This window comes from Flavobacterium myungsuense, from assembly GCF_042677265.1.
In the GTDB taxonomy this organism is placed as follows: Bacteria; Bacteroidota; Bacteroidia; order Flavobacteriales; family Flavobacteriaceae; genus Flavobacterium; species Flavobacterium myungsuense.
This window is the reverse complement of the sequence record NZ_JBHTIZ010000023.1, coordinates 68,384-85,279: the sequence shown is the minus strand read 5'-3', so window position 1 is coordinate 85,279 and position 16,896 is coordinate 68,384. Positions and strand designations below refer to the sequence as shown.

Below are 16,896 nucleotides of genomic sequence, written 5' to 3'. Positions count from 1 at the left end.
TTTCTATAATTATTTCTTCTCTTTCATATTTTTAGAAACTTTCATATTCAAAACCTCAACTAGTAAAGAAAATGAAATGGCAAAATACAAATAGCCTTTTGGTACAGTATCTACATGGTTTCCAAAGAAGGAAGCATTCGACAAATGGGCACTTTCAGTAACCAACATAAATCCAATTAATATTAAAAAGGATAATCCAAGAATTTGAATAGAAGGATGTTTGTTGACAAAATTCCCTACCGGAACTGCAAATTGCATCATAATTAATACAGATATAACTACAGCCGTAATCATAATATACAAAGCACCTTCAACACCATTTGTCATTCCTACGGCTGTTAAAATACTATCAAATGAAAATACTAAATCAATTAAAATAATTTGAAAAATAACACTACCAAATGATTTTGCTGCTGATTTTTTCAACTCTTTTTCTTCTTCGCCTTTTTCCTCTACTTTTTCATGAATTTCTTTCGTGCTTTTATAAATTAAAAAAATACCACCTAGAAATAATATGATGCTTTGCCCTGATATCTGAGCACTTAACCAACTGTAATCAAGTTTAAACCAAGGCTCTTTCATTGCAATAAGCACAGAGATTCCTAATAGTAGCACAATTCTCATAAACATCGCTAGAAACATTCCAATTTTTGTTGCTTTTTTACGTTTCTCTTCAGGTAATTTTCCAGTTGCAATAGATATAAAAATAATATTGTCTATTCCTAATACAATTTCTAAAAAGGTTAATGTTAATAGGGCTATCCACGCATTCGGGTTAAAAAATACTTCCATCTAATTGGTTTTAATTTATTCTTGTTGCTGTTCCTTTTTGTTTTTTATTATTTCCAACCACTCCAAATTCAAAGGTATACGAATTTTTTGTAGTACTCAAAATTTTAATATCAATTGCTTTTTTTTCAGACATATTCTTTGGATTTATTTTCTGTAAAACATATTCGCAGTCGCTAATCCATCTAATCGATGCCGTATCTGTTTTACTCTCATAGGTTTCAATCACTATCGAATCGGTTCGAGTAGATGTAGTTTGCTTTTTTACACCATCAATGGTGATTTCCGATATAAATTTTCCGGTTTTAAAATCCTTGCAGTTGTTTTCAAAATTATAGCAGGATATCAATAACAAGATAAGAGGCAGAATAAGTATTTTTTTCATATTATTTAAGTTACGGCTCCCCTCTCCTTTGGAGACGGGCTGGGGGTGAGGATTTACTCAATTTTAATATCATATTTTTCTAAAAGTCCAAAGATTCCTTCTCTAGAAAACTTCGCTTTCTTCATCGGATTAAATTCGGGGTCAATTTTATAATTATAAGCAGAACTAAAATCAACAGCTGACAATTGGGTATCGTTAAAAATGGCGTTCTCTAAATTACAATTTTCAAAAACAGCATTAGAAAGATTTGTTCCAATAAATGAAACTTCTTTTAAAGAGCAGGAGTTGAAAGTTGTTTTTTGCATTTTTTTATTGGCAAATGAAGAGTAATCGAGAACACATTCTTGAAACTCAACACCAAACAAAAAATCATCACACGCATGAAATAGCATGCCTAGTAATTTACAATTTTTAAAGGTTACCGTTTTTAAACTGGTCCCTACCAATTGGGTCATCGAAAGATTGCAGTCTATGAATTCACAATCCATAAAGGTATTGTAATTAAAATCGCTATTCGAGAAATCACAGTTCTTAAAAACACAACCGTCAAATTCACGATTGTTTATTTTCGAATGAATATAGACTTCTTTTTCAAAAGTTGTATGAATGTAGAGTAGGTTTTCCATTAACTATCAAATAAGCCGTCCACAATTGTTTTTAATCCTTTAAATATGAAATAAACAGCAGCAAAGCAAACTATAATTCCAATGGCTAAAACTAAATAATGCCAAACATTATTTTTATTCATAAAGGCATTGTATATGACAGATGGTCCAATAAAGAGTAGGGGTAAAGACAATGTTAGAAACCTGATTCCTTTTGCAAGTACTTTTTGATTTTTTGCCATTTTAATTTAGAATTTAGAGTTGTAACCATCAACAGCTTTTCTTACGCTTCCGAATTGATTTAATAAAGAAGAAGCCTCTTCGTATGAAACAGGTATTTCCCCCATAATCATTTTTACGCCTCGATCGACCAATTTGTTGTTACTCAGTTGCATGTCAACCATCTTGTTGCCCTTTACTTTACCAAGTTGAATCATAGCGGTAGTTGAAATCATATTTAAAACTAATTTCTGAGCTGTTCCTGCTTTCATTCTAGAACTTCCCGTTACAAATTCAGGACCAACCACCACTACTATTGGAAACTTTGCTGTTAACGCTAGTGGACTTCCAACATTACAAGTGATACAACCCGTACTGATATTTTTTTGATGACATGCTTCTAAACCTCCAATCACATAAGGGGTGGTGCCCGAAGCAGCAATACCAATCACGACATCATTTTTGTTAATGTCATGTTCTTCTAAATCTTTCCAAGCTTGAGTGGCGTTGTCTTCAGCATTTTCTACAGCCCTACGAATGGCTTTATCTCCACCTGCAATAATTCCGTTTACCAAATCGTATGGCACACCAAATGTCGGCGGACATTCAGAAGCATCTACTATTCCCAATCGACCAGAAGTGCCAGCACCTATATAGAATAGTCTTCCACCGAGTTTCATTTTAGTTACAATTTCAGTCACTAAAGTTTCAATTTGTGGAATTGCTTTTTCTACGGCAAGCGGAACGGTTTTATCTTCTTGGTTGATGTTGGACAACAATTCCTGAACGGACATTTTTTCTAAATGTTCGTATTTTGAGGATTGTTCGGTGGTTTTAGTGAAAGTCATTTTGTTGAATATTATCGAACGCATTCTATTTTAGCTTCTTTTGCAATAATAAGTTTAGAGTTATCAATTTCAGATTGAATTTTCTCCCAATTATCATTAAAATAGTGATGCATCTGTTTCAAAGAAAGATTGCCTAATTGAAAATAGATTATTTTCGGGGCATTTTCTGATATTAAAAAACGAGTATAAAAATCGGTATCTTTTGTTAAAATAATTAATTTGTTTTCTAATGCATAATTCCATATTTCAGTATCTGTCATTTGTAAGTTTATATCAGATACAAAAATAAATTCGTTGGAATTAAAAAAGCTAAAAAACTTTGGTAAATTAACATCAACTAAAAAAGAAGAATTCATAATTAGCTCGCTAGTTGAATATCATTTTTTGTAGTCGATAAATTTTTTAAAGCAAAAGCAATGCAAGCTTGAATATCTTCTTTTTCAAGGAATGGATAAGCTTCTAAAATAGAATTTATAGTATCACCGGCAGACAAATATTGCAAAATAGTTTCTACCGTTATCCTCATACCTCTTACGGTTGGCTTACCATTACAAACGTCTGGTTTTATGGTAATCCTTTCTAAAACAGATGTTTCCATGACTTTTATGATTTTTACAAATTTAGTAAATTATTCAATATAAACTATAAAAAATATGCCAACCCAATTCCCAAAATAATCATAGAAACTTTTGCAATATTGAATTTATGTCCTTCGCTACTTTCAAAAATAATAGTGGAGGAAATATGAAATAATATTCCAATTACAATGGCAGTTATTTCAGTATAATAGTCATTGAGAACGGATAAGTAATTCGACAAAAGAGTTCCCAAAGGAGTCATAATGGCAAAGGTTAACATAAAAAATAAAATGGCTTTTTTATTCAGATTGGCATTGATGAAAAATGTAGTTAAAATAATAGCTATTGGCAAATGATGAATGGCAATTCCCATCGCCAAACCTTTATGATGACTTACCGGTAGTCCTTCTAATAGCGCATGGATACATAAACTAATGAATAGTAACCAGGGTATTTGATTCATCACTTCATGACCATGAACATGACCGTGTTCAGCACCTTTTGAGAAAAATTCTAATATGATTTGGAATAAAATTCCAACCATTATGAAGATTCCTATAGAAGTATTTTGACTTTTATACACTTCTGGTAATAAATGAACGACCGTAAGCGATAATAAAAAAGAGCCACTAAATGCCAATAGTAGTTTAAGATTGGTTTTGTTTTTTGGTTTTAAAAACAACGCAATCACATAGCCTAAAAGTACTGAAAGTAAAGGTAAAAGATAGTTCATTATTTAAAAAATAGAATTAATCGTTCACTATCCGTTTTATGGAATTTTTTTAATTTATAATCTCCAAATACTTCTAAAAGATAAATACCTGCTTGTTCCATCAATTCGGCAAAATCTTGTAAAGTCAAAGCACGAACTTTTTCTACAAAATGAAAATCATTGCCATTATCTTTAAAATCAATTTCTTTATAAATGTGATCGTCTATATAATAGCGTTTGATGTGAAAATCTATTCCATCAACCGTTTTTACTTCTTCTGGAATTAAGTTGGCAATAACTTGATTTACATTCATAAAATCAATAACACCAAAACCATATTCTGAAAGGCTTTCTTTCATGGCGATTAATGTTTTCAGGTTGTCATCGTCATTTTCGAAATAACCAAAACTGGTAAATAAATTAAAAATGGCATCAAATTTATCATCAAATGGAAGCCGCATATCATGCACCTGAAAATGCAAAGTATCATTACTGTTTTTACTCGCAATAGCAATACTGTTTTCTGATAAATCGGCTCCTATTACATCAAAACCCAACTGATTGAGATAAATTGCATGTCTACCTTTTCCACAAGCTAAGTCTAATACTTTTGCTTTTTCGGGAAGATTAAGATAATGAGTCAAATTATCCATAAAAATTTGAGCTTCTCTATAATTTCTCTCTTTGTAAAGGATGTGATAATAGGGAGTATCAAACCATGAAGCAAACCAATTTTCTGATTTGAGATTTGGGATTTGGGATTTAAGATTTTTATTTTCTGACATTAATTCATTTACATTAATTCTGAGCGTGCAAATTTAATGTATTTTTGCCATGTATTTTAATTTTAGAATTTGAAATACAAATTAAATTAATTTTAGATTACACAATATTGTGTTGTCGTTACTGTAGAGAATGGAAAATTTTAAAATGATTGCCAAAACCTTTTTTGGTTTTGAAGAAATTTTGGCTAAAGAACTGCAACTGCTTGGTGCTCAAGAGGTAGAACAAGGAGTGCGAATGGTTAGTTTTAAAGGCGATAAAGGATTTATGTATAAAGCTAACTTGTCGTTGCGCACCGCTTTAAAAATATTAAAACCCATTTATTTCTTTAAAGCTACTAATGAACAAGCCTTGTATAAAGGGGTTTCAGGAGTCAATTGGTCTAAATTAATCAATGCCAATCAGACTTTTGTGATTGATGCAACGGTGCATTCGGAGTATTTTAACCACTCTGAATTTGTTTCCCAAAAATGTAAAGATGCCATTGTCGATCAGTTTAGAGAACGAACAGGGCAACGACCTAGCATAGATAAAGTGTATCCCGATTTAAGAATTAATATTCATATCGATAAAGATCAGGTTTCAGTAGCACTAGATACTTCTGGGAACTCACTGCATCAGCGTGGCTATAGAACGGCCACCAATATAGCACCCATAAATGAAGTTTTAGCTGCTGGAATTTTAATTCTTTCTGGTTGGGAGGGGCAAGGTCATTTTTTAGATCCGATGTGTGGTTCGGGAACTTTTTTAGCCGAAGCAGCAATGATTGCCTGCAATATTCCTGCAAATATTAATCGTAAAGAATTTGCTTTCGAAAAATGGAACGATTGGGATAATGAACTTTTTGAGAGTATTAACGATAGTTTGCTCAAAAAAGTAAGAGAGTTTCATTACACCATAAAAGGGTATGATAAAGCGCCAAGTGCTGTGCAAAAAGCGAAAGCCAATATCAAGAATGCCAATTTGGAAGACTACATTACTATAACAGAAGAAAACTTCTTTGATACTGAAAAAACCTCACAAGGCAAATTACACATGGTTTTTAATCCGCCTTATGATGAGCGTTTAGATATTCACATGGAAGAATTTTATAAAAATATTGGCGATACGCTTAAGAAAAATTATCCAGGAACCGATGCTTGGTTTATTACTGCCAATCTTGAAGCTTTGAAATTTGTTGGATTAAAACCTTCTCGAAAAATTAAATTATTCAATGCCAGTTTAGAAGCGCGATTGGTAAAATACGAAATGTATGAAGGGAGTAAAAGAACGAAATTTGCTGTTAAATACAATCAGGAGAATTCTTCTGAAATAAATAATTCATAAACTATAAAGGTATAACAATGACAAAATTACAACTTAGAGCCTTTCTTTATCAGCTCACATCTTTTGCCGTATTATTTATTGGTTTCCGATTTTTGATAGCACATTATACCACTATTACTGGATTTTGGATTCCACTAACGGCTTTTGTAGTAGGAACAATACTAGCACCAAAATTCCAAGCCGTAAAAACCAATGACGGCGAAAAACTTTTTATGAAATGGTTGTTTGTTAAAGGTATAAAAGAGGTAAAATAATTACTTCTTTTTATTGGTTTTTTCAGGAACTTTTAGTCCAACTTTCTTCTTGTAAATAGGAATAAAATAGGAAACGGTATAATTAAAACCGGCGCCAAAATTACCGTTGTAGGTTCTATTAAAACCCGGAATATAAAGGTTGTCAAAAGTATCTGGCTTTTTGTTTGTAATGAGATTATTCATTCTAAAACTAAAACCCATATAAAAATTATTAAAAACTTTAGCATTTACCCCTACAACTACTTCTAGCCATTGCGCCGTTAGCCCATTAAAAACTTCATTCGGGAAAACGGTAGGCGTATCTTCAAAATAAGGATTGGCATTATACAATTTGTAACTGTTTAATCGTTGGCTAAAAGTACTCACTCCGTATCGCATTCCGATATAGACTTTGTTTTCCATGTCTAACCAGTTCTCATAAAAGTTGTAATCAAATCCTACTCTAAAATAGGTGCCTTTTGTGGTAAAATTGAGCTGGGCATCATCAACCGTTTTATTTTCGTTTCCTAATTCTCCGGCTAGGTAGTATTTTTTAGAAATTCTGTAATCGCCAACAACTTCTAACCCTTGGTATTTGTCTTCATAAAAAGATCGTGAAAGTTTAAACAAATCAATTCCTACACGCAAACCGTACCGATTGGTTTTTACGGGTATACTGTCTGTTTTTTTAGCTTGTGCCTGAATCATAAAGGATGACAACACGATGCAAATACTAAAAATATATTTTGATGTGTGTTTCATTTTCTGTTTCTAAATTAAATTTTTCAACTGTAATGTCTTTAATCCAATTGCCATTGGTTACAGCAGGATCATCATTTAATACAAAGGGATTCGGCAATGTGATGTCGGAATTAAGGTCAAAAAGTATTTTATACCCACAAGCTCGAGAAACATAAACGGTTTTAGTCGAATAGTTAAACTGAATAATATCTGTAAAAATTAAAGCAGGATTGTCATTATCTGCATTTAAAGTAAAAGTATATGTAGTGCTTGTAGTTGTTAATTGCAATGGAACCTGAATTTTAGTTCCGGTTGTAAATACAATGGCTGTCGTCAATCCGTCACCTAATAATGACAAATTAGTTACATTTTTTCTATTTTCTCGGTTGTCGTTATCGTAAAACTCAATAATAAGTCGTGGAGTGGTAGGCGTATTAGCATCGCAAATATCATCCTTTTCACAACTTGAAAAAGAGTAAGATATAAGGATCATAAGTAGAAGTAATTTTTTCATAAATCTTTATTCTCAATGGCAATTTCAATGACAATGGCAAAATTCAATTTTAATAACTGAAATCAAAAATCTGCACCCGAGCCTAAAAGGCGAACTGGCGAAGCAATCTATAATTTCCTCTCCAAAAGTACAACATTTTCTACGTGATGCGTTTGCGGAAACATATCTACTGGTCGCACCCGAGTTACTTTGTATTTCTCGTCCATTAAAGCTAAATCACGAGCTTGTGTAGCCGAATTACAACTGACATATACAATCTTATCGGGAGCAATTTTCATAATTTGTTCTACCACGTCTTTGTGCATACCATCACGTGGAGGGTCCGTAATAATAACATCGGGTTTACCATGTTGTGCTATAAAACTTTCGTTAAAAACGACTTTCATATCGCCTACAAAAAATTCGCAATTCGTTATTTCGTTGCGTTTGGCATTGGCTTTAGCATCAACAATGGCTTCGGGAACACTTTCTACTCCAATTACTTTCTTAGCATTTTTTGATACAAATTGAGCAATAGTTCCGGTTCCGGTGTACAAATCATATACAATTTCATTGCCGGTTAAACCAGCAAATGCTCTAGTAATTTTATACAATTCATACGCTTGAGCCGAATTGGTTTGGTAAAAAGATTTAGCATTAATACTGAATTTCAACCCTTCCATTTCTTCTAAAATATACTCGCGACCTTTGAATAATTTTACGTCTTGGTCGTAAATAGTGTCGTTTGGTTTTCCGTTGATGACGTATTGAAGCGAGGTAATTTCAGGAAAACGATGGGTAAGAAAATGCAATAACAATTCACGTTTAGTTGTATCCTCTTCAAAAAACTGAATCAAAACCATGATTTCTCCAGTTGATGCGGTTCGAATCATTAAAGTTCTCAAAAAGCCTTCGTGCGCTCTTGGGTTAAAAAATGATAAATCATTTTCATTCGCAAAAGCTCTAATTTCATTACGAATCGCATTAGAAGGATCTTCCTGCAAATGGCATTTGGTAATATCCAGAATTTTGTCCCACATTTTCGGAATATGAAAACCCAAAGCATTTCTATTTCCTAAATCTTCGGTGCTTTCTATTTCTTTTTCGGTAAGCCAACGCGCATTAGAAAACCCAAATTCCATTTTGTTTCGGTAAAAGAATTGTTTTTCAGAACCTAAAATGGGTTCCAATTCAGGAAGCTCAATTTTTCCGATGCGTTGCAAATGGTTTTTTACTTCATTTTGTTTGTAATACAACTGCTGGCTGTATTTCATATTTTGCCATTTACAACCGCCGCAACCGCCAAAATGTTCGCAAATGGGTTCAATTCGATGTTCTGAAAATTCGTGAAAGCGAACCGCTTTTCCTTCGTAATAGGCTTTACGCTTTTTGAAGGTTTGCACGTCTACCACATCGCCGGGAACGACATTAGGAATGAAGATTACTTTACCATCTGGAGCTTTTGCTACCGAAACGCCTTTTGCGCCAGCATCGAGGACTTTTATATGATCAAAAACGATTTTGTCTGTATTTTTCTTAGCCATGTCGCAAAAATAAGAGTTTGAATGGTTTTATAAATTCAAAAGGGGAATTATTTTTGAAAAAGATATTCTATTTAAAAATTTGATTGTAGATTTTTGATTGTAGATTTTTGATTTCAGATCTGAGAGACCCCTAAAATCGATGAATTTTATTTACTAACAAAAAATAGGAAGTCTGAAATCGTTCCCGAGAGCTTTGCTCGAACTGACGAAGTAATATTCAATCAAAAATTCTTTAACGTAATGACATTGTGCTCGCACTAGTGGGGAGAGTTAAAACAATTGAATCTCTTATTTGGTTTTAAAAAAAGGGATACCTCAGATTCGCAAATTAAAGGTGTACTGATGTTTTAAAATTGGTTACTCTGAGTTAGCTTTTTTTAGTTTTTATTGCAGGAACTGTTTACTTCGTCAGTTCCCCAGCTACCGCACAAATCCTTTCGTGTGGCTTTCCTAAACATTAAAGTGTGAACTACAAAGAGTAATTTTTTAGCTTGTAAAAACAAATTCTATTGCTTTACTTTAGAATATCTTACATACCACACGAAAGGATTCATAGGGGATCTCGGGGTTTGTTTTGTTGTTAATCATGGACTCGGATTACAAATCAGTGCTATCGAGTTATTACATACAAAAAGTAAAATAGTAACTGCATTTAAATTTCTCATTTTTTAATGGCTTTTAAAATATGTTTTACTTCTCTATATCCTGTTTCTACGGCACCATGAACGGTTTGATGGTGTCCGTTTATGTTCATTGCTTCACCTGCAAAATATAGCTTTTCGTTTATCGATTGAGCAGCAATTTTTCTTGAATCTCCAATACCAACTGTGCTGTATGAATAAGCTCCTTTAATAAAAGGATTTGTTGTCCAGTTGTGAACGTGGGAGGATACGAAAGAAGCAGTTGCTTGTCCGTTATACATTGTATCTAATTCAAGAAGCAAGGCATTTGTGATAGCTGAATCGCTTCCTAGTGAAGTTAAATATTCTGCCTGTTTACCCGTTATAAAAGCAAGCAATATGTTGTCGCTTTGTGCTTTACCAATACTGTCATCTGCATAAGCAGCGCAAATTGATCCACCGATAATATTTTCGTCAAAGAATTTGTTGGTGAATTTTAAAAACACTTTCATTCCGGCATCCATACCTATTTTTGCAAAAGCTGCCGTTTTTTCGGAAGGCAAAGCAGGAATAAACTGAATGTCGTTCGATTTCAGAATCGTAATTGGAACTGTAATTATTACTTTATCTGCCTTATAATTATTGTTGTTACTATCTGTTACAACAATAGAAGATTGGGAATAATCAATTTTAGAAACTATAGTGTTGAGCAAGATTTCATCTTTTATATGAATTGCGATTTGGCTATCAATTAAGTCGAAATAAGTTTCTTGAAATTTGAAATCTTTACCACCAGAACTCCAATTTTCTTCCTCCTTGATTTTCCAAAAAGCAGATATCCGTGAAGCGGCTGCCCCGCAATCTCCCGCTATAGCCTCTACAATATTTTTATATTCATTTCCATAACCTTCCTGGATGGCAAAATCTTTAAAGGACACATCAGGTAAATTATCTTCTCTAGTAAAGATCTCATTGATGTCGCGGGGCAATGAACTTAGAATTTGGTTATTGAACCAATATTTTTCATCGCTGTTGTCCAATGTGATTTTTGTGCCGGATTTTGCGATTAGATCGCCTGTAATATTCTTTTTGCCATGCAACCATTGTGCGCCTAAGTCAATAGGGAAATTAGCAAATCCTGTAAGTTTGCCAAGTCTTCCGCCATAATTTGCAGAAGCTTCTAAAATTTGAAAATTAATCCCTTTTGTTTTCAAAATATATGCAGCATATAATCCTGCTGCACCAGCACCAATAATTAAAACTTTTCCGTCATAGTTTATGTCTTCAAACAAGGTTTCTTTTCGGTAAGATGCAAGAAGTGCCGCGGGTATTAACATCCCACCTATTGAAAATAATGTTGATTGTTTTATAAAATGGCGTCTGTCCATATTTGTCGGGTTATTGTTTGAGTTGTTGTTGTTTAGGGTTTACGCTAACATTTGACCCCCAGCTACCGCACGAATCCTTTCGTGTGGCTTTCCTAAACATTAAAGTGTGAGCTACAAAAAGTATTTTTTTTAACTTGTAAACACAAATTCTATTGCTTTACTTTAGAATATCTTACTTACCACACGAAAGGATTCGTGCGGGAGCGTAGGACCGAGCGAAGTTAGGAAAAAGAAACGAAAAATTTACCGAAAAACTAGTTATGAGATTTAGTAAGTGCTATACTTTCGTGCAGTTTTTGTTCAATTTTTAAATGATTATCTCAATGTCATTATTTCAATTTTCATATAGGGATAGTAAGGCAACGTTGAAAGTTTTTTGTCTGCGTCCGACTTGTCGTTAGCCATTAGTACCAAGTAGATTCCAGCGGTTTCCGCTTTTATATAGGAAGCTAACAGTGACCCATTTTCTTCCCACTCTTTTATAATTTCTTGCTCTTTTGGTAATAATTTCATTCTTGTTTCATTATCTAATCCTTGTAAAAGGATATCAATCATAAATTTATTCATTGTTATAAATGTTCAGTTGCCTACTCTACTCGGTTTTCAGCTTTCCCCGTTTTTTATTTTGTTAAAGTTGATTTTTTGTGCAGTCAGTTTCATGTTTATTCTCGCGTGAGTTATAGCTCGTTTAATGGTCTAATATTATCGTACCAATCACTGTAATTTTGTGTAGCTTCGACTCTTAATCACCATTTTTGCATACTGCTGTTTTATTTAGAATTTTGTTTTCAAAGTCGATATAGAACTATTAATTGCGTTTTGGATTGAATTTTTTAGATTTTCAAAATCTTCCCCTTTTTTCCAATTACCATTCATTTCAGCGACGGTTTGAAAATTTTCTTGTTGTAAAAGTGAATTGTCACTTAAATCTACAATTTCGGTTCCAATATTAACATATCCCTGCTTGTCTAATTCTATCATTCCATAGTAGCTTACTAATATTCCGTATTTTACGTTTATAAACATTATCTCATCAACATTGTTTGAAGTCTTTAGATTTCTGAAATCTTTTTTACTGTATTTTTTGTCTGAATTTGGTTTTTCAAATTTATTTAGATTTTGATAATCTATCTTTTCATCAATAAATTGGAATTGTTTATTTTTTGAATTTAAAATACTTGAAATTTCAGATTTCAATGTTTCATTCAAATTAAACTTAGGCTCAACTTTCTTCAAAGGTTCTGTAAATCTATTTCCCGGTGTTAAAGCCATATCTAATAATCCCTGTCCACCAGCTTTTGCCATTCCAATACTGTCTACTTGCAAAATTACTCCAACTTTTTTTGTATTGTAAAATTGCTGATTTAGAGGTAAAGTTGTTATACAACTAGTAACAGATAATAAAAATAAGATTCCGAAAGTTAATTTTAAAAATTTCATAATTGTTTTAATTTATATTTAGTTTAATTTTTTTCAATTTTCAATTTTTCAGGTTTTATAAACAATGTCTGACAACTTGTTTATCAGTCTCAAATTATCAGATCTATCCCAATATTTTTTTGCTAATTTCAGTTACTAGTCGCCATTTATAAATAATATTTCTTTTTTTTAAAATGATACTGGGTTTATCTTTAAGTTTTAATAAAACATAACAAAATACTTCTAGATTAAAAAATTTTAATAAGAAATTCCATTTACAATTCTTTGCAATATTCTCCAGGCTTTATTTCCTTAAAACCAAGTCTCTTTAAATACCTGAAATAACTCACATTATTTCCTTTGGCAACAACTTTAGTATAGCCAGCATCTATAAATTTTTGTTTCAAATTAAAATATACATATTTGCCGTTTTTAAAATCTTTGTATTCGGGTAATACATAATCTAAACCAACGTGAAGTTCGTTGGTGTTTTCTCGATGGGCTAAGAACAAACCGGCAACCGACATGTTTCTTAAAATATAAAAGCTCACCGTATTCCTATCAGGATGGTAGGAAAAACCCGGAAGTATTTTTTGAATGTTGCTGTCATGAAAACTTAAAAACCGTTTTAGATACTCACTTTCAGCATTAATTTCAAGGATTTCGAAGGTTTCTTTTTTAGAATATATTTGAACTAAATAGTAAATGTCTACCAGTAGAATAATTCCGTTGAGAACACCAACAGGATAGGCATGAATCAAGAATCCGTAAGTAGAAAAAAGTAATGCACCAATACAATTGATCCATCTGAATTTGATAATAGAATTCATCATCATAGAAACCATGATGATTACTGAGGCAACATAGCCCATCCATTGTAAATAATCAATTTGCATACAGTTGTTATTTAGTCAAATAAATCGGAAGACAAATAGCGATCGCCACGGTCACAAATAATAGCAACCACAACACCTGATTCTAACTCATTGGCTATTTTTAGTGCTGTAGCTACTGAACCGCCGCTGCTCATTCCGGCAAAAACACTTTCTTCTTTTGCTAATCTTTTAGTCATTTCACGTGCTTCTTGTTCACTTACTTCTATGATAGTATCTACTTTTGAAGCATCAAAAATTTTGGGTAAATATTCTTGTGGCCATTTCCGGATTCCAGGAATTTGGGAGCCATCACTAGGCTGCGCACCAATGATTTGTATGTTTGGATTTTTTTCTTTCAAATACGTTGAAGTCCCAATAATAGTTCCTGTTGTTCCCATTGCAGCTACAAAATGAGTAACGGTTCCTTCGGTATCATTCCAAATTTCTGGACCAGTAGTTTTGTAATGCGCTTTCCAGTTGTCGTCATTGGCAAACTGGTTTAACATGTAGTAGCCTCCTTCAGCCATTTTTTTGTCAGCATAATCACGTGAACCAATAATACCTTCGTTAGCGGGCGTTAAAATTACGGTTGCACCATAAGCACGCATGGTTTGTGTGCGTTCTATAGTTGAATTTTCAGGAAGAATTAGTTCTATTTCTAAATTAAAGAGTTGTGCAATCATCGCCAAAGCAATTCCTGTGTTTCCGCTGGTAGCTTCAATGAGTTTATCCCCTTTTTTTATGTCGCCTCTTTCTATTGCCGATGCTATCATGTTGTAGGCTGCTCGGTCTTTTACACTTCCGCCAGGATTATTGCCTTCGAGCTTTAATAGCAGTTTTACATTTTTATTTTTTACTAAAGAAGTCGATTCCATCAATGGCGTATTTCCAATAAGATCTAATAACTTTTGAGGCTTCATACTATTTTAATTCTTTTATTTTTACTTCTGTAGTTGTAGTATTGGTCACAACAGATTTTTCGGGAATCGATTTTGTAATCCATGTATTACCTCCTATAATGCTGTTTTTTCCTATGATAGTATCGCCTCCTAAAATGGTAGCGTTGGCATAAATACAGACATTTTTTTCAACTGTTGGATGTCGCTTAGCGTTTTTCATGCTTTTGCTTACACTCAAAGCGCCTAAGGTTACACCTTGATAGATTTTTACATGCTTTTCGATAACAGTAGTTTCACCAATTACAATTCCTGTAGCATGATCTATAAAAAAGGGAGTGGCAATAGTGGCACCTGCATGAATGTCAGTTCCTGTAATGCGATGTGCATACTCACTCATCAATCTGGAAAATAATAGTAAATCGAGTGAGTACAATTCATGACTTAGTCTGTAAATAGCTATGGCATAAAAGCCAGGATAAGCAAGATATACTTCTTCAATACTATTTGAAGCAGGATCGTTTTCTAGAATATAAGCTGCATCTTCGTTCAGTCTTTCTAAAACAACTGGCAATTTTGCTAGAAACTTATCCCAGTTTTCATCGCAAAGTTCACTGGTTTTTTTGCAGGCAATACTCGAAATTTCTTTAAACTGTTTTTCTAATTCATTAATGCTTTCCTCAAGATGTGCTTTTGAATCAAATAAAGTGTAAAACAGTTTTTCGGTAAAAGCTTCTGTTTTGGTTTTAATTCCATAATTGATAGAAGTGTTCAGCTTCAAGGAATCTATATTTTGAATGATACTATTTTTTGTCACCATTAAAAAAGTTAATGTTATCTATGGCATAAAAGTAATATGTTTTTTAGGAACTCAAACCAATTTTATAAAAAATACAAATATTGTTTGAAAAACGGAGCAATTTAACCATAGTTACTCAAATAAAAAGAAGTTATTCTAAAGTTAATTTGATCATTTTAAATACCCATTTGCCTATTATTGAATGCAATCTGTAAACAGAAAGTGTTTGTCTTTTGAATATTTTCGATTAATTAATATTAAATTTGATGCAAATTAGATGATTTCTCTCTAAAAGAAGGAATGGTAAAGGCAAGTATTTAAAAAAATTTTAAAATGTCAGTTGTTGAAAAAACAAAATCGGAAGCAATAATCGCTTTAGAAAACAAATATGGAGCACACAATTACCATCCGTTACCAGTAGTTTTAAGTAGGGGAGAAGGAGTACATGTATGGGATGTAGACGGGAAGAAGTATTATGATTTTTTATCGGCTTATTCAGCTGTAAATCAAGGTCATTGTCATCCTAAAATTGTAGGAGCATTGGTGCAACAAGCTCAAAAATTGACATTAACCTCTCGAGCTTTTTATAACGATCAATTAGGTCCTTACGAAGAGTTTTTGACAAAATATTTCGGATTCGATAAAGTTTTACCAATGAATACTGGTGCAGAAGCTGTTGAAACTGCCATAAAACTAGCAAGAAAATGGTCCTATGAAGTAAAAGGGATTCCAGAAAATGAAGCGCAGATTATTGTTTGTGATGGCAATTTTCATGGGAGAACTACAACTATAATTTCATTTTCAAATGATGCAAATGCTCGTAAGAACTTTGGTCCGTATACAAATGGATTTATTTCGATTCCTTATGATGATATTGAAGCTTTAGAAAATGTTTTAAAATCTTCAAAAAATTGTGCTGGTTTTCTTGTAGAACCTATTCAGGGTGAAGCAGGCGTTTATACTCCAGCCAGTGATTATGTGATGCGCGCTAAAGCATTATGCAACAAATACAATGTTTTATTTATTGCTGATGAAATTCAGACTGGTATTGCTAGAACAGGATCGCTTTTAGCCGTTTGTGGAGATTGTTCTTGTAAAAATCATTGTGAAAGACAAGAGACTTATGCTACACCAGATATTTTAATTTTAGGAAAAGCCATCTCAGGGGGAGCCTATCCCGTTTCTGCGGTTTTGGCTAATGATGCTATAATGTATGTTATAAAACCAGGACAACACGGTTCTACTTTTGGTGGAAATCCTATAGCTGCAGCCGTTGCAAAAGCAGCATTAGAAGTTGTAGCAGATGAGAATTTAGCTCAAAACGCCAGAGTTTTAGGTGAATTATTCCGAAGTAAATTAAACGAATATATCAAAACAAGTTCAATTGCAACCTTAGTAAGAGGAAGAGGGTTATTGAATGCTGTGGTTATAAACGACACTGAAGTAAGTGATACGGCTTGGAATATTTGTATGTCATTAAGTGATAACGGACTATTGGCAAAGCCCACTCACGGTAATATTATTCGCTTTGCACCTCCATTAGTAATTAACGAAGAGCAACTGCTCGATTGTATTGCAATTATTATAAAAACATTGCAACAGTTTGAGAAGTAATACTACTAAAAAATCCTCCAATTGGAGGA

The 16,896-nt window shown here is 33.0% G+C and carries 21 protein-coding genes; 3 read left to right on the top strand and 18 right to left on the bottom strand.

All coding sequences use genetic code 11. From position 1 onward, the window contains the following. Positions 1 to 9 precede the first annotated feature (9 nt). From ACFQ0S_RS08845 to ACFQ0S_RS08805, 9 genes are read right to left on the bottom strand one after another with little or no spacing between them, the layout of a single operon-like run. A complete protein-coding gene (locus ACFQ0S_RS08845) occupies positions 10 to 792 on the bottom strand; it encodes a TerC family protein (RefSeq protein ID WP_379756018.1) in 783 nt (260 codons plus the stop codon). Between the two features lie 10 nt (positions 793 to 802). Beyond that, complete coding sequence (locus ACFQ0S_RS08840) at positions 803 to 1,174, bottom strand: DNA topoisomerase IV (RefSeq protein ID WP_379756021.1); 372 nt, start codon at positions 1,172 to 1,174, stop codon at positions 803 to 805. Between the two features lie 53 nt (positions 1,175 to 1,227). After that, on the bottom strand, positions 1,228 to 1,800 hold the full coding sequence (locus tag ACFQ0S_RS08835; RefSeq protein WP_379756024.1) for a pentapeptide repeat-containing protein: 573 nt from the start codon (positions 1,798 to 1,800) through the stop codon (positions 1,228 to 1,230). Next, entirely contained in the window at positions 1,800 to 2,021 is a 222-nt protein-coding gene (locus ACFQ0S_RS08830; protein ID WP_379756027.1) for a DUF6095 family protein, read from the bottom strand. Before ACFQ0S_RS08830 ends, ACFQ0S_RS08835 begins: the two co-directional genes overlap by 1 nt. A gap of 6 nt (positions 2,022 to 2,027) precedes the next feature. Beyond that, positions 2,028 to 2,846: an N-acetylmuramic acid 6-phosphate etherase gene (murQ, locus tag ACFQ0S_RS08825; protein WP_379756030.1), complete on the bottom strand. Its 819-nt coding sequence runs from the start codon at positions 2,844 to 2,846 to the stop codon at positions 2,028 to 2,030. A gap of 11 nt (positions 2,847 to 2,857) precedes the next feature. After that, positions 2,858 to 3,202, bottom strand: coding sequence for a DUF5615 family PIN-like protein (locus tag ACFQ0S_RS08820; protein WP_379756033.1), 345 nt, complete (start codon positions 3,200 to 3,202; stop codon positions 2,858 to 2,860). Positions 3,203 to 3,204: 2 nt separating this feature from the next. Next, positions 3,205 to 3,444 (bottom strand): DUF433 domain-containing protein, encoded by a 240-nt coding sequence (locus ACFQ0S_RS08815; RefSeq protein WP_379756036.1) that lies wholly within the window; start codon positions 3,442 to 3,444, stop codon positions 3,205 to 3,207. A 44-nt stretch (positions 3,445 to 3,488) separates the two neighbouring features. Further along, positions 3,489 to 4,157: a ZIP family metal transporter gene (locus ACFQ0S_RS08810; RefSeq protein ID WP_379756039.1), complete on the bottom strand. Its 669-nt coding sequence runs from the start codon at positions 4,155 to 4,157 to the stop codon at positions 3,489 to 3,491. Further along, a complete protein-coding gene (locus ACFQ0S_RS08805) occupies positions 4,157 to 4,921 on the bottom strand; it encodes a class I SAM-dependent methyltransferase (RefSeq protein WP_379756042.1) in 765 nt (254 codons plus the stop codon). Before ACFQ0S_RS08805 ends, ACFQ0S_RS08810 begins: the two co-directional genes overlap by 1 nt. A gap of 130 nt (positions 4,922 to 5,051) precedes the next feature. Here ACFQ0S_RS08805 and ACFQ0S_RS08800 point away from each other — a divergent pair, with 130 nt between their 5' ends. Both ACFQ0S_RS08800 and ACFQ0S_RS08795 read left to right on the top strand, forming a co-directional pair. Next, positions 5,052 to 6,245 carry a THUMP domain-containing class I SAM-dependent RNA methyltransferase gene (locus tag ACFQ0S_RS08800; protein ID WP_379756045.1) on the top strand — a complete coding sequence of 398 codons (1,194 nt, stop codon included), beginning with the start codon at positions 5,052 to 5,054 and terminating at the stop codon, positions 6,243 to 6,245. A gap of 17 nt (positions 6,246 to 6,262) precedes the next feature. After that, the gene (locus ACFQ0S_RS08795) at positions 6,263 to 6,499 is read left to right on the top strand and encodes a hypothetical protein (protein WP_379756048.1); all 237 of its coding nucleotides are present in this window, start codon (positions 6,263 to 6,265) and stop codon (positions 6,497 to 6,499) included. Here ACFQ0S_RS08795 and ACFQ0S_RS08790 read toward each other — a convergent pair whose 3' ends face one another. The 9 genes from ACFQ0S_RS08790 to epsC all read right to left on the bottom strand — a co-directional run bounded on the left by ACFQ0S_RS08790 (position 6,500) and on the right by epsC (position 15,271). Beyond that, on the bottom strand, positions 6,500 to 7,240 hold the full coding sequence (locus ACFQ0S_RS08790; RefSeq protein ID WP_379756051.1) for a DUF6048 family protein: 741 nt from the start codon (positions 7,238 to 7,240) through the stop codon (positions 6,500 to 6,502). Beyond that, entirely contained in the window at positions 7,212 to 7,712 is a 501-nt protein-coding gene (locus ACFQ0S_RS08785) for a DUF6452 family protein (protein WP_379756054.1), read from the bottom strand. Before ACFQ0S_RS08785 ends, ACFQ0S_RS08790 begins: the two co-directional genes overlap by 29 nt. Positions 7,713 to 7,840: 128 nt before the next feature. Beyond that, positions 7,841 to 9,256, bottom strand: coding sequence for a 23S rRNA (uracil(1939)-C(5))-methyltransferase RlmD (rlmD, locus tag ACFQ0S_RS08780; RefSeq protein ID WP_379756057.1), 1,416 nt, complete (start codon positions 9,254 to 9,256; stop codon positions 7,841 to 7,843). Between the two features lie 661 nt (positions 9,257 to 9,917). Further along, positions 9,918 to 11,264: a flavin monoamine oxidase family protein gene (locus tag ACFQ0S_RS08775; RefSeq protein ID WP_379756060.1), complete on the bottom strand. Its 1,347-nt coding sequence runs from the start codon at positions 11,262 to 11,264 to the stop codon at positions 9,918 to 9,920. 315 nt (positions 11,265 to 11,579) lie between these two features. After that, complete coding sequence (locus ACFQ0S_RS08770) at positions 11,580 to 11,831, bottom strand: muconolactone Delta-isomerase family protein (protein ID WP_379756063.1); 252 nt, start codon at positions 11,829 to 11,831, stop codon at positions 11,580 to 11,582. A 207-nt stretch (positions 11,832 to 12,038) separates the two neighbouring features. Then, positions 12,039 to 12,704 carry a hypothetical protein gene (locus ACFQ0S_RS08765; RefSeq protein ID WP_379756066.1) on the bottom strand — a complete coding sequence of 222 codons (666 nt, stop codon included), beginning with the start codon at positions 12,702 to 12,704 and terminating at the stop codon, positions 12,039 to 12,041. A gap of 254 nt (positions 12,705 to 12,958) precedes the next feature. Next, complete coding sequence (locus ACFQ0S_RS08760; RefSeq protein ID WP_379756069.1) at positions 12,959 to 13,579, bottom strand: hypothetical protein; 621 nt, start codon at positions 13,577 to 13,579, stop codon at positions 12,959 to 12,961. A gap of 11 nt (positions 13,580 to 13,590) precedes the next feature. Next, the gene (cysM, locus tag ACFQ0S_RS08755) at positions 13,591 to 14,478 is read right to left on the bottom strand and encodes a cysteine synthase CysM (protein ID WP_379756072.1); all 888 of its coding nucleotides are present in this window, start codon (positions 14,476 to 14,478) and stop codon (positions 13,591 to 13,593) included. Between the two features lies 1 nt (position 14,479). Beyond that, positions 14,480 to 15,271, bottom strand: coding sequence for a serine O-acetyltransferase EpsC (epsC, locus tag ACFQ0S_RS08750; RefSeq protein WP_379756312.1), 792 nt, complete (start codon positions 15,269 to 15,271; stop codon positions 14,480 to 14,482). Between the two features lie 315 nt (positions 15,272 to 15,586). Here epsC and rocD point away from each other — a divergent pair, with 315 nt between their 5' ends. Further along, positions 15,587 to 16,867 carry an ornithine--oxo-acid transaminase gene (gene rocD / locus ACFQ0S_RS08745; protein WP_379756075.1) on the top strand — a complete coding sequence of 427 codons (1,281 nt, stop codon included), beginning with the start codon at positions 15,587 to 15,589 and terminating at the stop codon, positions 16,865 to 16,867. Positions 16,868 to 16,896 lie beyond the last annotated feature (29 nt).

Bases quoted from the DNA above. Each gene is read 5' to 3' on its own strand.
- ACFQ0S_RS08845 (WP_379756018.1), bottom strand. From the start codon at position 792: ATGGAAGTATTTTTTAACCCGAATGCGTGGATAGCCCTATTAACATTA.
- ACFQ0S_RS08840 (WP_379756021.1), bottom strand. From the start codon at position 1,174: ATGAAAAAAATACTTATTCTGCCTCTTATCTTGTTATTGATATCCTGC.
- ACFQ0S_RS08835 (WP_379756024.1), bottom strand. From the start codon at position 1,800: ATGGAAAACCTACTCTACATTCATACAACTTTTGAAAAAGAAGTCTAT.
- ACFQ0S_RS08830 (WP_379756027.1), bottom strand. From the start codon at position 2,021: ATGGCAAAAAATCAAAAAGTACTTGCAAAAGGAATCAGGTTTCTAACA.
- murQ (WP_379756030.1), bottom strand. From the start codon at position 2,846: ATGACTTTCACTAAAACCACCGAACAATCCTCAAAATACGAACATTTA.
- ACFQ0S_RS08820 (WP_379756033.1), bottom strand. From the start codon at position 3,202: ATGAATTCTTCTTTTTTAGTTGATGTTAATTTACCAAAGTTTTTTAGC.
- ACFQ0S_RS08815 (WP_379756036.1), bottom strand. From the start codon at position 3,444: ATGGAAACATCTGTTTTAGAAAGGATTACCATAAAACCAGACGTTTGT.
- ACFQ0S_RS08810 (WP_379756039.1), bottom strand. From the start codon at position 4,157: ATGAACTATCTTTTACCTTTACTTTCAGTACTTTTAGGCTATGTGATT.
- ACFQ0S_RS08805 (WP_379756042.1), bottom strand. From the start codon at position 4,921: ATGTCAGAAAATAAAAATCTTAAATCCCAAATCCCAAATCTCAAATCA.
- ACFQ0S_RS08800 (WP_379756045.1), top strand. From the start codon at position 5,052: ATGGAAAATTTTAAAATGATTGCCAAAACCTTTTTTGGTTTTGAAGAA.
- ACFQ0S_RS08795 (WP_379756048.1), top strand. From the start codon at position 6,263: ATGACAAAATTACAACTTAGAGCCTTTCTTTATCAGCTCACATCTTTT.
- ACFQ0S_RS08790 (WP_379756051.1), bottom strand. From the start codon at position 7,240: ATGAAACACACATCAAAATATATTTTTAGTATTTGCATCGTGTTGTCA.
- ACFQ0S_RS08785 (WP_379756054.1), bottom strand. From the start codon at position 7,712: ATGATCCTTATATCTTACTCTTTTTCAAGTTGTGAAAAGGATGATATT.
- rlmD (WP_379756057.1), bottom strand. From the start codon at position 9,256: ATGGCTAAGAAAAATACAGACAAAATCGTTTTTGATCATATAAAAGTC.
- ACFQ0S_RS08775 (WP_379756060.1), bottom strand. From the start codon at position 11,264: ATGGACAGACGCCATTTTATAAAACAATCAACATTATTTTCAATAGGT.
- ACFQ0S_RS08770 (WP_379756063.1), bottom strand. From the start codon at position 11,831: ATGAATAAATTTATGATTGATATCCTTTTACAAGGATTAGATAATGAA.
- ACFQ0S_RS08765 (WP_379756066.1), bottom strand. From the start codon at position 12,704: ATGAAATTTTTAAAATTAACTTTCGGAATCTTATTTTTATTATCTGTT.
- ACFQ0S_RS08760 (WP_379756069.1), bottom strand. From the start codon at position 13,579: ATGCAAATTGATTATTTACAATGGATGGGCTATGTTGCCTCAGTAATC.
- cysM (WP_379756072.1), bottom strand. From the start codon at position 14,478: ATGAAGCCTCAAAAGTTATTAGATCTTATTGGAAATACGCCATTGATG.
- rocD (WP_379756075.1), top strand. From the start codon at position 15,587: ATGTCAGTTGTTGAAAAAACAAAATCGGAAGCAATAATCGCTTTAGAA.